Origin of the sequence: Bifidobacterium vespertilionis (assembly GCF_008698145.1) — a bacterium.
In the GTDB taxonomy this organism is placed as follows: domain Bacteria; phylum Actinomycetota; class Actinomycetes; order Actinomycetales; family Bifidobacteriaceae; genus Bifidobacterium; species Bifidobacterium vespertilionis.
The window spans coordinates 1-15,829 of the sequence record NZ_RZNZ01000017.1 but is presented as its reverse complement, the minus strand read 5'-3'; the positions used below and the strand labels follow the sequence as shown (position 1 = coordinate 15,829).

Here is a 15,829-nt window from a genome sequence, read left to right as displayed (position 1 = left end):
AACCCATCACAACCATCAAAGGAGAATCCGACATGGCCACTCTCAAAGGCGTCCAGCTGTTCCGTGACACGGAAGGCAATGTAGCCCAGCTCCACGGCATCGGCGTGCAGCGCTTCGACGAGCGCTGGTACGCGTACGGCGAGATCAAGAACGACGGCAACCTCTTCCAGGGCGTCGCCTGCTACTCCACCACCGACTTCGTTCAGTGGCGTCACGAAGGCACCGTCCTGCCGGTGGGGCAGGAGGGCGAGATCTTCGGTCCGACCCGCATCATCGAACGCCCGAAGGTCCTGCGCCGCCCCTCGGACGGCAGATACGTCATGTACCTGCACGTCGACGGCGAGAACAACTACTCGTACGCGCACATTGGCACCGCGATCGCCGATTCGCCGACCGGCCCGTTTGAATTCCTCTCCACGTTCCAGTTCCGCGGCTACGAATCGCGCGACATCGGCGTGTTCCAGGATGAGGACGGCACCGGATACATCCTGTCCGAGGACCGCCCGCACGGCACGCACATCTACCGCCTGTCCGAGGACTATCTGAGCGTCGTCGAGGACGTGGCCTGCCTCAAGGGCACCGACTACTGGGCGGGCTACGAGTCGCCGATCATGGTCAAGCGTGACGGCGTCTACTACTGGTTCGGCTCGCAGCTGACCGGTTGGGACTGCAACGACAACATGTACGCGACCGCCTCCGACCTGCACGGCCCCTGGAGCGACTGGAAGCCGTTCACCCCGGCGGGCTCGCGCACGTTCGACTCGCAGTGCGACATCATCGTCCCGCTCGACGGCGCCGACCAGTGGCACGCCACCCGCTTCCTCTACATCGGCGACCGCTGGAACCCGAAGGACCTCGGCAACTCGCAACTCGTCACCCTGCCCATCGAGATCGGCGATCGCAAAGCGCTGCTCGAATGGCACGACGAATGGGACAACCGCCTGTAGGACACTTACCCGGGATTATCTCGGGAATCATCTCGGGAAAGGAACAACCCATGTACGCACTCGGCAGCAACTCACCGGTGACACCGGCGTACGCCGACACCAAGGCCATGACCTCCCAGTTGGGAGACGTATCGATCCGATTCTCCGCAGACCCGGAGGGCATGGACTGGCTGCGCCACGACCACCCGTACGCCGCCGTGAGCGCGCCGGCCGGCATCCAGTCCACCGTCCACATGATGCGTGACGGCGACACGATCGTCACCACCATCCTGCTCGGCAACGCCACCGCCAAGACCATCAGCGCCGCAGTCGGCGACATCGGCATCACCCTGCCGCTCGAGGACCGCTACTGGGATGAGACCGGCGACTACTCGATCGAACGCCACTGCAACGCGCACCTCTTCTGCGGCGGCACCTGCAGTTGGATCCTCGCCCTGCGCATGAGCGGCAAGGCGCCGCATCTGGGACTCGTCCTGACCGAGGGCGCGCTCGCCGACTACAGCGTCAGTCGCGACTTCAGCCACTACAGCAACGACCGCGGATGCTTCGTGCTGCATCCCGAGGCGATGGAGTTCGCTCCCGGGCAGATGCGCACGATCTCATGGACGATCTTCCCCTGCGACTCGCGCGAGGACTTCCTGCGCCAGGCCGCGTTCCGCAGCCGGTTCATCGACGCACGCTGGAACTCGTACGTCACGTTCCCCGGCGAGATGGCCGTGCTGCGCATCCACCCGTCGTTCGCGCTTCAGCCGGGCGAGACGGTCAGCGTCAACGGACTACCGGCCTCCCCGGACGGGGAAGGCGGATACCTGTTCTCCTACACGCCCGACGACGCGGACGCGTTCACGCACGACACCTACCGCGACCGAGTCGGCGAACACCGCTTCACCGTCCGGGCCGGCGAGCGCACGGTCACGACCCGTCTGTTCGTCTCCACGCCGATCGACCGACTGATCGCCGAACGCGTCCGCTTCATCGCCGACCGCCAGCAGTACCGCGGGCAGGACGAGCATCTCAAGGGCGCGTACCTACCGTATGACAACGAGGACGGCAGACAGTACTACTATGCGGGCGACGACAGCGGCTTGGTCGTCAACGACTACAACGCCGGACGCGAGCGCGTCGGTATGGGGCTGCTCCTCGTCGCCTCCCTGCGGGCGTTGGGCGACGGAACCTTCGTGGACGGTACCGCGCAGCGCGATTCCGACGGTCTGCGGGAGAAGCTGGCCGACAGCCTCCACGACTACCGCTCGTTCGTCGAACGCGAACTGGTCGACACCGCCACCGGCGAGGTGTTCAACGACTCCCCGAGGGACAACGCCTATCGCCGTCTGTACAACGCGCCTTGGTACGCCGAGCTGTTCGTGGAGCTGTGGAAGCTCGACGGCGACGTCGAGGATCTCAGGATCGCCTGCCGCATCCTCGCATGGTTCTACGCGCAGGGGTCGTTCCGCTTCTATCCGATCGAACTGCCGATCCTCGCGCTCGAACACGCGCTCGACGAAGCCGGGGAGTCTGATCTGCACGACGAGATGCGCGACCTGTTCGTCCGTCACGCGCGCGAACTCGCAGGACTTGGGCTCAACTACCCGAAGCACGAGGTCAACTACGAGCAGTCGATCGTCGCCCCGGCCACGAGCGTGATCCTGCAGACCGCCGCGCTGACCGGCGATCGGGCGCTGCTCGCCGCCGGATTCGAGCAGCTGCACGTGCTCGACCAGTTCAACGGATGCCAGCCCGACGCGCATCTCAACGAGGTCGCGATCCGCCACTGGGACGGCTTCTGGTTCGGCAAGCGCAAGCAATACGGCGACACGTTCCCGCACTACTGGAGCGGGCTGACCGGCGACCTGTTCGATCTGGCCGCCGATCTCATGGACGACGGCGATCAGTCGGCGGCGTACCGCCGTCGTGCGGACGCCTCCCGCAAGGCGCTGCTGCAGCTGTTCTTCCCGGACGGCACCGCCTCCTGCGCCTACGTGTTCCCGTTCTCCGTCAACGGCGAGCGCACGCACTTCGCCGATCCGATGGCCAACGACCAGGACTGGGCGCTGTACTTCATCCTTCGCCACAGGCTCGACGCCGAGTGACGTCACCAATCCAATCATCAACGCAATCCGCGGCATCGAAGACAACCGTTACGGACGGTAGAGAAAGGACACCGATCACCATGACCGACACACCGACCTTCGCCGACCGCCTCGCCTCGCAGGGCTGCATGCTCTACGGCGGCGACTACAACCCCGAACAGTGGCCAGAGGAGATCTGGCACGAGGACATGCGTCTCTTGCGTGAGGCCGGCGTCAACGAGGTCACCCTCAACGTGTTCTCCTGGGCGCAGCTGCAGCCCAGCGAGGACGAATACGACTTCTCCAGACTCGACCGGATCATCGAGACCGTCACCGACGCGGGGCTCTCGATCGTCATGGCCACCTCCACGGGCGCACTGCCCGCATGGATGGCCCTGCGTCACCCCGACGTCAACCGTGTCGACGAGAAGGGGCGCAAGATGCGCCACCGCGAACGCCACAATGCGTGCATCAACAGCCCGACCTTCCGCAGGTACTCGGTGGCGCTCGCCGGCAAGCTCGCCGAACGCTACGGGCATCTCGACAATCTCGTCGCGTGGCACATCGGCAACGAATACGGCGGCATGTGCTGGTGTGACACGTGCGCCGAACGGTTCCGCGACTGGCTCAAGGCGCGCTACGGCAGCATCGAGGCCGTCAACGAGGCGTGGAATGCGGCGTTCTGGTCCCACACCTACCACAGCTTCGACGAGATCTTCCCGCCCAACGAGCTCGGCGACATGACCAGCTGGGGCGGCAAGGCCATTCTCGGCGGCTACTCCCTCGACTACCAGCGCTTCTACGGCGAGTGCGTGCTCGACTCGTACAACGAGGAGAAGGCCGCGATCCGCCGCTTCGACCCGGTCAATCCCGTCACCACGAACATGATGGGCACCTACCCGACCTACGACTACTTCCGCTGGCGCGACAGCGTCGACGTCGTCTCCTGGGATTCCTACCCGCGTCCCGACGCCCCGGCGGCGGACGTGGCCATGAACCACGAGCTCATGCGCGGCGTGGGCGGTGGCAGGCCGTTCATGCTCATGGAACAGACGCCGAGCCGACAGAACTGGATGGCGTACAACACGCAGAAGCGTCCCGGCCAGATGCGCGAGCTGAGCTGGCAGGCCGTCGCCCACGGCGCCGACACGGTCCAGTTCTTCCAGCTGCGGCAGAACCGTGCCGGCTGTGAGAAGTTCCACGGCGCGCTCATCGGCTCCGACGGCACCGACCGCACGCGCGCGTTCCGCGAATGCGCCGAACTCGGCGCCGAATTGAAGCGCGTCTCCGGCCGCATCCTCGGCAGCCGAGTGGCGCCGGCGAAGGTGGCGCTCGTCTTCGACTGGCAGTCGCGCTGGGGCATCGGCCTGTCCGCGGGACCCACGATCTCGATGGACTACGTTGCCGAAGTGCGACGCTGGTACGCCGAACTGCACCGCCGCAACATCCCGGTCGACATCGTCGGCCCGTACGATTCGTACGATCGCTACGACGTGGTGCTCGCACCCTGCCTGTACATGATGGACGCCTCGCTCGTCTCTCGTCTGCGTGCTTTCGTCGAGGGCGGCGGGCGACTCTTGCTGACCTCGCTGAGCGCCCTGGCCGACGAGCACGACAGCCTCTATCAGGGCGAGATCCCGGTGCCGCTGCGCGATCTGGCCGGCGTGTGGGTCGAGGAGACCGACGCGCTCGACCCGGCGAAGACCGTCGTACCGCTGTGGTTCGCGGACGGCACCGGCGACGGGACGGCGGCGACCCCGAACGGCCGCGTGCTGTTCGACGTGCTCGAGGCAGACGAGGGCACGCAGGTGCTCGCCACCTACGGCACCCAGTACTATGCCGGCACACCCGCCTTCACGTTCCGTCCGAGTGCGGGCAACGGCGGCGTGTACTACGCCGCCACGTTCCCCGACGAGACGGCCATGCCGCTGTTCGTTGACCGGATCCTGGACGGCACCGGCATCGCCGGCCTGACCGCCGAACCGCTGACCGGCACGCCCGTCGACTCCGTCGCCGACATCGCCGCACCGGCCGATGGGACGCCGGTCACCATCGAGGTGACACGCCGCGTCGCCGACGACGGCACGACGTTTACGTTCGTCCTCAACCCCGCGTACGCGACCGTCAGCGTCGACCTGCCGCAAGAGCTCGCCGGACACGACTTGCTCGCCGACGCGGACATCGCCGCGGGACCCCTCACCCTCGCCCCTTACGCCGTACTCGTCCTCGAAACGGCATGAGCGCTGTGATCGCATCGGCAACAACGCAACACGCAACACGCAACACGCAGTGACAAGGACATGACAGCAATGACAGTGACACTTGACGGACGATCCACCGTGATCTGGCGCGACGGGACGTTCCCCGGCACGCCAGAGCCGGTCGCATACGCGATCGAGGATCTGGAACATGACCTGCGCACGGCGTTCGCATCCGGTACGCCGGTCGCCGGTGATGCGCCGGCGACCATCGCCGTGCGATACGACCGCGCACTGGACGACGAACAGTACCATGTCACGGTCGATGACGCGGCGAACGAGATCATCGTCTCGGGCGCCGACGATCTGGGCTGCATATACGGTCTGTACGCGATCAGCAGATCGTGGCTCGGCTTCGAGGATTTCTGGTTCTGGAACGACCAAAGGCCTGCGGTCCGCGATCGCCTCGTTCTGGACGCCGATGCGAGACTCGACTCCAGTCCCGCGGCCGTACGCTATCGAGGCTGGTTCGTCAACGACGAGGTGCTCATCGTCGCGTGGAACATCCGCAACGACAACGAGCTGACCTGGCGCATGGTGTTCTCCACGCTGCTGCGCTGCGGAGGCAATCTGGTCATCCCCGGTTCCGGGCAGAACATGGAACCGCATTGGGATCTCGCACGACACATGGGCCTGTACGTCAACCAGCATCATGCCACGCCCCTCGGCGCCCGTCTGTTCTCCGAGGCGTACCCCGGCACCAGGGCCCGCTGGCCGGAGGATCATGACAAATACGAGGCGCTGTGGCGCGAATCGATCGAACGGCAACGCGGATCGAAGGTCGTGTGGACGCTGGGTCTGCGCGGCAGCTCCGACGGCCCGTTCTGGGGCGATGACCCGCGCCACGTCACTGACGAGGACCGTGGGCGCGTGATCTCCGAGGCGATCCGCGACGAATACGATCTCATCCGCGCATCGGATCCATCCGCCCCCGTCTCCACCTACCTGTACTCCGAGGCGTTCGAACTGTACCGCAAGGGGCTGCTCGACATCCCCGACGACGTGATCAAGATCTGGGCCGACAACGGGTACGGCCGCATGATGGTCAGACGCAACGGCAACTGGGATCCACGCGAACCGGCCATGCCGTCCGCCGACGATCCGGGAGCCAACGGCATCTACTACCACGCCTCGTTCTACGATCTGCAGGCCGCCAACCACATCACCCAGCTGCCCGAATCGCCCGACGACATCGCCCGTGAACTGGCGGCGGTGCTCGCGAACAACGGCAACGCGCTGTGGGTCGTCAACTGCTCGAACGTCAAACCGCATGTGCTCACGCTCGACCTGATCGCCTGCATGTGGCGCAACGGACCGGACCTCGACGTCGACGCCTTCCTCGACGACTACGCCCGTCGCTACTACGGCGAGGAACCCTCCTCGGCGGTGGCACGGCTGATGCGAGGCTACTGGGATGCCGCCGCGGGCTTCGGCGACCAGTGGGACCAGAAATGCGGCGAACAGTTCTACAACTATCTGCCGCGCATGATCGCCACGCACTACCTGTCTGGAAACCGTGACGAGGAGAACGACCTCGCATGGCTGGTGCGCGGAGGATTCGCCGACCAGATCGCGTACGTCCAAGGCATCTGCGATGCGGCGTTCCCGCGCTACGACCGGCTTGCACGCGATTGCGAGCGGGCCGCGCTCGACGCCGAGGATCATGGCGATGCGCATGCGGCGCAACTCATCCGCGACACGATCGGCCTGCAGGCGACGATCTATCGGGAGAGCATCCACGGCACCACGCTGGTGTGCACGGCGGTCGGCGAGGCGCTCGCCGGCGACTTCAAACATGCCTTCTACCACGCCGGACTGGCGCGCGAACGATTCGAGGCCGGGAACGCGGCAATGCGCGCACGCGAACACGACGTGTGGCAGGGCTACTGGGCGAACGACTGCCTGACCGATGTCAAGTTCTCCGCACAGGTGTGCGCCACATTGATGTCGTATCTGCGCAACCGCGGCGACGGACCCCACTACTTCCGCTGGAAGCATGAGTTCTGCTATGCCGAGCAATGGCGTGACGTGATCGTCGTGCTCAACATGGAGAACCACGAGACCGACGAGGAGATGTTCCATGCGATGAAACAGGTTTGGGGTGAAGAATGACGACGAAGACGGGATTCCTGTTCCGGGCGGTGCCGCGTGCGTACTCGCTCACCGTCTGCTGGGACAAGCCGGAGACGGCCGGAGCATCCGACCGGTATCGGCTCTGTATCGGTGATCGCGTCATCGACGGTATCGACCGTACGTTCGCCGTGATCGATGGATTGGATCCGGATGCCGAGTACTCGGTCGAGCTGTCATTGCAACGGCGGACTCGTACGGAACCGGAAGCGCTTACCGCTGCGACATTCCGCACCGCCGTCGTCAAAAGGATGATCGACGTCACCGCCGCGCCGTATCACGCGATCGGCGATGGCAGGATGCTCAACACCGACGCAATCCAGCGTGCGCTCGATGACTGCGGGCAGGACGAGGCAGTACTCATTCCGGCCGGCGTATTCCTCACTGGGGCATTGCGTATGCGATCCCATAGCGAGCTGGTCCTCGCCGAAGATGCCATGTTGCAAGGCAGCGCCGATCCGCGCGACTACGAACCTCGCGTGAAGGCACGCTTTGAGGGGCTCGAAATGGAATGCTATGCGAGTCTCATCACCGTGGGCGAGTAATCCCCCTACGCTATCCCGAAGGAAGCGAAGGATCCTTCGACTCCGCCCTACCGTGTCCGGCTGCGCCGGACCGTCGCCGCCTTGGCGGCGGCTCGACCGCAACTGCGGTCGGCCTGCGGCCGCGGCTTCATTCGCTCACTGTCGTTCGCCCTCGCCTGCGAACGCCGCCGGCGTTCGCTTCACGGCTCGGCCTGCCTACGGACAGCCCACCGGGCTGTCTGATTCACGGCTCAGCGCTCAGGATGACGAAGAGGAACTGCACTTTCCTCAGGATGAATTCGCATGCGCTACGATAGTCGGAGCCGTTTCTTGAACACAGGAGGTTCGATGCCATGAAAGGCTTCGCCCTGAAATACGAATTCGTCTGCCGCGTGATCCTGATGATCTTCATCGTCAACGTGGCGTTCATCGTCCACACCGTGATGGGATTGGTTGTCGCCGGCCTGTTCCCGTCCATCGCGGCCACCTACTCCACCTACCGCACCTGGCTGCTGGACGTGGACGACCGCTCGTGGACCGTCAGGCGCACATGGGTCACGTTCCACCGCGCGTGGAAGGACGAGCTCGTGCAGGCCAACGTGTTCGGCTGGCCGCAGTTCCTGATCTGGGCGCTGATCATCTGGGAGTACTGGCTGGTGCAGAACAACGACATGGGCCGCATCGGCTACGCGGTCTCCGGCGTGCTGCTCCTGCTCAACCTGATCTACGGCCTGTTCGTATTCATGAGCTGGGCGATCCGCGCGAACTTCGACGAGGGCTTCATGTGGACCCTGCGCACGTCGCTGTCCATGGTGATCGCGCGCCCGATGTGCAGCCTCATGGTGTTCTGCCTGTTCCTGCTCACCGTGTGGGCCTACTGGCAGTGGCCCGGTCTGCTCATGACCTTCGGTGTGGGCGTGCCGGTGTTCGCCACCATGATGGCGATCTACTCGTGGGGCCGCCTGCCCGGCATGGACGTGCATGTGCTCGAGCCGAATGAGAAGGATCTCAAGGCCCGGCAGTCCGAGGCGGAGACTGCTGCCGGATCCGGTTCGATGGCCGGGTCGCAGGGCGCCGCGCCGGAGCGCTTCGACCGCAGCAGCCTGCGTAAATGATGGGTGTGCAATGATGATGGGCGGGCGATCGCGATGAGCAAACACCACCACAGGGACCGCAGCTGGGCCCCCGCGCCGGCGCCGCTGCCGGACGGGGCGTGCACGATCGACAACCATACGCATGTGGCCTCCGTGATCCCCTTCGCCAGGGCCATGAGCCACGAGGCCGAGGCCAAGGGGCAGCCCCCCGTGCCGGTCTACGATGTGGACGAGATTCTGGGACAGGCGCGGGCTGTCGGCATTGAGGGTATTATCGACGTGGGTTGCGAGCTGCCGAACCTGATGACCGCGGTCCGGATGGCCGTCGATCACCCGGGTCTTGTGCACGCGGCGCTCGCGATCCATCCCAACGAGTCCGTGCTCCACGGGCACCGAGGCGTGCCCGGGCCGGACGGTTTGGAACTCAAGTACAAGCCTTGGCATGAAACGTCGTTCGAGGACGCGCTGGCCGAGGTGCATCGGCTCGCCACGCAGTACCCCGATCAGGTGGTGGCGATCGGCGAGACCGGCATGGACCTGTTCCGCACCGGCGAGGGGGCCAAGGAGTTGCAGCGCGAGGCGTTTCGCGCGCATATCGCCTTGGCCAAGGAGCTCGGCCTGCCCATGCAGATCCACGATCGCGACTCGCATCGTGAGGTGATCGAGACGCTGCTGGCGGACGGGGCCCCCGAGCGCACGGTGTTCCACTCCTATTCCGGGGATGCGGAAATGGGCGAGATCGCGCGCGAGCAGGGCTGGTACCTGAGCTTCTCCGGCACCGTGAGCTACAAGGGCAACGACGGCATTCGCGAATCGGCGCGATTGGTGGGGCTGGATCACATCATGGTGGAAACGGACGCGCCGTACCTCACGCCCATGCCGTACCGGGGACGGACCAACGCGCCCTACATGATCCCGTACACGCTCACCGCGCTCGCCGACGCGATGGATCTGCCGCTCGCCGCGGTGGCGCGGGCCACGCGCGCGGTCACGCGCGAGGTCTACGGCGTCTGACCGCGGCTGGGCCGGCCGCGTCCTAACGGATCGCTTACCCATGACTGACGGAACGCTAACGGGCTGATCGCCGCGATCTTGCGGACGGGAGCCCATGAGCCGCTTGGCCTGTGGGCCGATTTTGGCTCAAATGCGCGAAATTCGGCTGCTGTTCATCCTGACGATTTCCTAATTACGTCATTTGGTACTAACGTATCCCTCTGCAAGAGAGAATGTGTGTGTGCCGTGAAGGATCTGAAAGGACGTACATGGTGCAAGACGAACAGCACGAGCCCAAGGGGGATCGGCCGGCGGACGTCAAGAATGCGACGGCCAAGCCCTCGGACGTGAAGTCCGCGGCCGCCAAGCCCGCTCAGACTCCGAACCCCTCCGCCAAGCCCGCCCCGGCCGCCGGCACCTCCCGGCCTGCCGCTCAGCACGAACCGCAGCCGCAGTCGGAGCATCCCGCGTGGGACCGCAAGCCGGCGCCGCAGACGGCCAAACCGCAGCCCGCCAAGCCGACCGCGGCACGCAGCAAGGCCGACGTCACGGATACCGCCGTGTTGCCCCGCGGCAACTTCACCAACGCGCCCAAGGTCTCCCGGCGCGTGCTCACTAAGGAGGAGCGCGCCGAGCTCACCAAGCAGAAGGAGCAGCAGCGCAAGGAGGCCGAGCGCCTCGCCAAGGCCCAGTCCAGGGGCCCGATCGGCCGGTGGTGGGCCCGCCTGCAGTCCGGTCCGGACAAGGTGACCTTCGGCATGGCGATCGTGGCGCTCGGCGTGGTGTACGGCGACATCGGCACCTCGCCCCTGTACACCGCCCAGACGTTCCTGTCCGGTCAGGGCGGTCTGGCCAACGCGAGCGAGGAGGCCGTCTACGGCATGCTCTCGCTGGTGTTCTGGTCGATCACCCTCATCACCACGGTCAAGTACGTGTTCATCGCCATGCGCATCGACAACAAGGGCGAGGGCGGCATCTTCGCCCTGTACTCGCTGATCCGCAGGTACGGCACGTGGCTGACGATCCCCGCCATGCTGGGCGGCGCGGCCTTCCTGGCCGATTCGGTACTCACGCCGGCCGTGTCCATCTCCTCCGCCGTGGAGGGCCTCAAGACCATCCCGCTCATGGAGCCGCTGTTCCGGGAGAACGAGAACCTCACGCTCATGATCACCGTGGTGATCATCGTGGTGCTGTTCTCCGTGCAGTCGCGCGGCACCGAGTCCATCGGCAAGGTGTTCGGCTCGCTGGTGCTCGTCTGGTTCGGCTTCCTCGCCGTGGTGGGCATCGTCAACATCGGCGGCGATTGGGGCATCCTGGCCGCCCTCAACCCGGTGTACGGCGTCAAGTTCCTGTTCAGCCCGCACAATGCGGCCGGCATCGCCCTGATGGGCACGGTGTTCCTGTCCACCACCGGCGCCGAGGCCCTGTACTCGGACATGGGCCATGTGGGGCGCGGCAACATCTACTTCACCTGGCCGTTCATCAAGATCGCCCTCGTGTTCAACTACTTCGGCCAGGGCGCGTGGATCCTGCGCAACCAGCACAATCCGGAGCTCGTCGATGTGCCGGGCCTCAACCCGTTCTTCCAGATGATGACCCCCGAGGTGCGCTACGTGGCCGTGATCCTGTCCGTCACGGCCGGCATCATCGCCTCGCAGGCCCTGATCACCGGCGCGTTCACCATGGTCTCCGAGGCAACCGGCCTCAACTGGATGCCTCATCTGCAGGTGCGCTACCCGGCCCGCACGCGCGGCCAGCTGTACATCCCCACCATCAACTTCGTGCTGTGCGCGGCCACGCTGATCGTGCTGGGCATCTTCAAGGACTCCGAGCACATCTCCGCCGCCTATGGCTTGGCCCTGACGATCACGATGATCACCACCACCGTCCTGCTGGCGGTCTACCTGTGGCATGACGGCAAGCGGGTGGGCGCGATCGTGTTCACCGTGATCTTCCTGGCGATCCAGGTCATGTTCTTCGTGGCGTCGATGGCCAAGTTCCTGCACGGCGGCTGGTTCACGCTGCTGCTCACCGTGGCGATCCTGATCATCATGTACACGTGGAACGAGGGCACCAAGCTCGAGCGCGCCCAGCGCCGCCACATGGCCCCCAAGGACTGCCTGCCGGCCCTGGAGCGCCTGCACGGCGACTTCCGCATCCCGTACTTCGCGGACAACATCGTGTACCTGACGTCCGATCCGGACATGAAGCGCCTGGACACGGACATCTTCTTCTCCATCTTCGCCGACCACCCCAAGCGCGCCCGCGCCTGGTGGGCCGTGTCCGTGCAGACCACAGACGAGCCGTTCACGCGCGAGTACTCGGTGGAGAACTTCGGCACGAACTACCTGTTCCGCGTGCGCATCCGCCTGGGCTTCAAGGTCAACCAGTCCATCCCGGCGTACCTGCACCAGATCATGCACGATCTGTCCCGTTCCGGCGAACTGCCGCAGCAGAAGTCGATCTACCCGAAGGTGGACGCCGACCCGCAGATCGGCACGATCCGCTACGTGCTGATCCACAAGGCCCTGATGCCCGAGTCGAAGATCTCCTCGCGCGGCGCGCTGTCGCTGCAGATCAAATACGCGATCCGCCATGTGGCCGGCTCGCCCGTCAAGTGGTTCGGCTTGGCTCCTTACAACCCGCTGATCGAAACGCAGCCGCTGTTCGTCTCGACGTGGCGCGTGCCCGGTCTGGTGCGCGTGGGCAACCGGCCGGTGGTGAAGTAGGACTTTCTGGGCGTTCCGCGTTCCGCGTTTGATCGCGGGGCGGGGCGCCCCCGTCGGTTTGGCGGGCCGGTTTGGCGGGGCTGTGGGTTCAGGCGGCCCTATTCAGATGACTGATGTCCGACCGCATGCGGGCTGGTCATAAGAAACCGTTATAACGACGCGCGTGTGCGAACGGCGATTGGCCGTTAAGGTGGAGGACTATGTGCAGATTGCTTGGTTATGCCACGTCGGGCCGCAATCTCAGCCTTCAGGATGTGCTGGGTACGCGGTTGGCCGAACAGTACCGTCAGCAGTCCATGATCCACAATGACGGTTGGGGCTGCGCGCTCGTCACTGAGCCGACCGTGACCCGCCACTTTTCCGACGGCGGCGCGCGCACGCCGGAAACCGCCACGCGCCTGTACAAGTCCACCGTCGCCGCCCGGTTCGATCAGATCTACCAGCTGGTCTCCCGCCAGGGCGCCCGCGGCGGCATCTACCATCTGCGCCTCGCGTCCTCCGGCCTGCCGCTGATCATCGAGAACCAGCAGCCGTTCTTCTGCGACGGTCTGAGCTTCATGCACAACGGCGACATCTCCTCCGAGCAGACCGGCCTCAACATCGTCACCAACCACGACTTTCCGGTGGATCGCACCATCCTGGCGGAAACCGGCGGCCGCAGCGATTCGGCGATCTACTTCGCGCTCATCCTGGAGCGTGTGCGCATGGGCTGCACGCTGGCCGAATCGGTCTCCCAGGCCGTGGCGCTGCTGCGCAAAACCTATCCGCTGAGCTCCTACAACTGCATGCTGCAGAGCGAGAACGAACTGGTGATCCTGCGCGCCTGCGCCCGCAAGGAGGTTTCGCCGCGCGTGATCGAGCTGTACGAGTCCTACGGCATGGAACGGTTCGCGCACGACTACCGCGTGATCCGCTACCGCAAGCTCAACACCGGCGGCGTGGTGGCCGCCTCCTCCGGATTCGACCAGCCCGCCGAATACGGCTGGACCGAGCTGCCGAACGATCACATGATCGTCGCTTCGAACCGCACCGGGGAGTTCCGCCTGCGCACGCTGTAGCGTCTGATCCGGGCGGCGGGCCGTGCGACACGGGTCTCGCGCCACCGCCCAAATCGGCAACTTCTGGCAACCATTCCGTTTGGACGACAACGTTGCACTAGCATGGGTGCCCGTCCATCAGCGTCGATCCGTCGGCGTTGGCCAACGGCAAGACACCCAGAGGAGCTGCGACGATGCACCGGCCGGATCTCGCGTCCAACGCCCATTTCCAACGAGCCGTCCACGCGTTCAGCGGCCCCAACTATTCCGCGCGCGATGTGTACAACCTGACCCTGCCCGTGTTCGTGGACACCGTGTTTTTGGCCCTTGTGGACTTCTGCAACACCGGCATCATCAGCTCCGACGGCGCCTCGTCGGTCGGTGCGGTCAACACCGCGAACGCCATCCACTGGCTCATGTTCGGCACGTTCAACTCGATCGCCTTAGGCGCATGCGTGCTTGTGGCGCAGCACTTCGGCGCCGGCCACAAGGACAGGATCGGGCGCGTCACGGCCGCCTCGCTGCACGCCATGATCGCCGTGACCGTGGTGTATTCGGGCCTCGTGCTTGCCTTCGAGGAGCCGATCATCCGTCTGTTCTTCGGATCGGCCGACCCTGACGTGTTCGCCAAGATCAGCATCTTCCTGTTCGGCGTGCTCGTCAGCTACCCCCTGCGCGGCCTGTATCTGGCGGTGGCGGGCGTGCTGCGCGGCATCGGGCGCACCCGGATCACGCTGGTGTTGTCCCTGGTGACCAACGGGTCGAACATGCTGCTCAATCTGGTGTTCGTCACATGGCTGGGCTGGGGCATGGAGGGTCTGGCGTGGGCGACCGTGCTCTCGCAGCTGGTGGGTGCGGTGATGGGCTGCGCGATGCTGGTCGCGCACGCCGGCGAGCTCAGGCTCACGCGCGCGCTGTTGCTCCGGCCCAACCTCGCGGACATATGGCAGGTGCTCACCGTGAGCGCCCCGTTCATTCTGGAGGACCTGTTCTTCAACGGCGGCAAACTGATCATCCAGATGTTCATCGTGCCCTTCGGCACCCTCCAGCTCGCCGCCAACGGCATCATCTACTCGTGGGTGCGATGGATCGAGATCGTCCCGCGCACACTGTGCACCGCGGTCGTTCCGATCGCCGGTGCCGCGATCGGGGCGCGCGACTACGCCTACGCCAAGAAGATCACATGGCTGTTCATCGCCGTCGGATCCGTGAGCTCGCTGGCGTGCGGACTGGTCATGGCGGCCCTCTACCCGTGGGCACTGGACTCGTTCTTCCATGCGCCCGAGGAGATCCACGGCACCCTGTGGATCCTGTTCATCATCAACCTCGTGGGATACCCGCTGCTCTTCTCGCTGCAGTCGATCCTGCCCGCCACACTGCGCGCGGCCGGCGATGGCAAGTGGACCACGATCTGCTCGCTGTCCTCGATGTGGATCTACCGCATCGGCGTGGGGTATCTGGTCTCCGTGGTGTTCGGCTTGCAGATCGTGGGCCTGTGGCTGGTCTGGTGCTCCGAGTGGGGCGTGCGGGCGCTGCTGTTCTACCTGCGGTACCGCACGGGCAGGTGGACGCAGCACGATCTGGTGGGGTGATCGGGGCCGGCGGCGTGGCCGGGGTTGCGGGCGTGACAGGGCGTGTGACGTGGGGTGCGCTGTGACGTGGGGCGTGACAGGGCGTGTGACGTGGGGCGCGCTGTGACTCGGCGTGTGACCGGGCGTGTGATTGTGACATGGCGTGTGACATGGGGTGTCCATTCCCGGTCACGGCCGTTGAAAAACGTTGGAAAATGGCGGTTTTTGGACCCCTGTGACCGGGTGTGGGCACGCCGCGTCACACAGCCGCACGCCCGGTCACACTCCGGGTCACAGCGCGCCCCACGTCACACGCCCTGTCACGCCCCACGTCACAGCGCACCCCACGTCACACGCCCTGTCACCGCCTCTTACACCCCCCCGACGCTGCCCACCAAAGCGTAGGTGGCGGTCACCGGGGCCGCGCTCTCGTCGCCAGAGAACAACCACGACACCCATGCTACCCTCGCTATCTAC

General features: G+C 65.4%; 10 protein-coding genes. All 10 read left to right on the top strand.

The genetic code is table 11. From position 1 onward, the window contains the following. Nucleotides 1-32: 32 nt before the first annotated feature. The 10 genes from EMO90_RS10485 to EMO90_RS10445 all read left to right on the top strand — a co-directional run bounded on the left by EMO90_RS10485 (nt 33) and on the right by EMO90_RS10445 (nt 15,373). Nucleotides 33-947 (top strand): family 43 glycosylhydrolase, encoded by a 915-nt coding sequence (locus tag EMO90_RS10485; protein WP_150354590.1) that lies wholly within the window; start codon nt 33-35, stop codon nt 945-947. A gap of 50 nt (nt 948-997) precedes the next feature. Then, entirely contained in the window at nt 998-3,037 is a 2,040-nt protein-coding gene (locus tag EMO90_RS12210; RefSeq protein ID WP_190972063.1) for a hypothetical protein, read from the top strand. Nucleotides 3,038-3,117: 80 nt separating this feature from the next. Further along, nucleotides 3,118-5,256 (top strand): beta-galactosidase, encoded by a 2,139-nt coding sequence (locus tag EMO90_RS10480; RefSeq protein ID WP_190972064.1) that lies wholly within the window; start codon nt 3,118-3,120, stop codon nt 5,254-5,256. A gap of 69 nt (nt 5,257-5,325) precedes the next feature. Further along, nucleotides 5,326-7,386 (top strand): glycosyl hydrolase 115 family protein, encoded by a 2,061-nt coding sequence (locus EMO90_RS10475; RefSeq protein WP_190972065.1) that lies wholly within the window; start codon nt 5,326-5,328, stop codon nt 7,384-7,386. Continuing rightward, nucleotides 7,383-7,949, top strand: coding sequence for a glycoside hydrolase family protein (locus EMO90_RS10470; RefSeq protein WP_150354593.1), 567 nt, complete (start codon nt 7,383-7,385; stop codon nt 7,947-7,949). Before EMO90_RS10475 ends, EMO90_RS10470 begins: the two co-directional genes overlap by 4 nt. A gap of 332 nt (nt 7,950-8,281) precedes the next feature. Continuing rightward, nucleotides 8,282-9,043: a YesL family protein gene (locus EMO90_RS10465; RefSeq protein ID WP_150354594.1), complete on the top strand. Its 762-nt coding sequence runs from the start codon at nt 8,282-8,284 to the stop codon at nt 9,041-9,043. A 33-nt stretch (nt 9,044-9,076) separates the two neighbouring features. Further along, nucleotides 9,077-10,036 carry a TatD family hydrolase gene (locus EMO90_RS10460; protein WP_150354595.1) on the top strand — a complete coding sequence of 320 codons (960 nt, stop codon included), beginning with the start codon at nt 9,077-9,079 and terminating at the stop codon, nt 10,034-10,036. A 248-nt stretch (nt 10,037-10,284) separates the two neighbouring features. Beyond that, complete coding sequence (locus tag EMO90_RS10455) at nt 10,285-12,744, top strand: KUP/HAK/KT family potassium transporter (protein WP_317909003.1); 2,460 nt, start codon at nt 10,285-10,287, stop codon at nt 12,742-12,744. Between the two features lie 200 nt (nt 12,745-12,944). Further along, nucleotides 12,945-13,802, top strand: a complete 858-nt coding sequence (locus EMO90_RS10450; RefSeq protein ID WP_150354596.1) for a class II glutamine amidotransferase — start codon at nt 12,945-12,947, stop codon at nt 13,800-13,802. Nucleotides 13,803-13,975: 173 nt separating this feature from the next. Next, nucleotides 13,976-15,373, top strand: coding sequence for an MATE family efflux transporter (locus EMO90_RS10445; protein WP_150354597.1), 1,398 nt, complete (start codon nt 13,976-13,978; stop codon nt 15,371-15,373). Nucleotides 15,374-15,829: the final 456 nt, after the last annotated feature.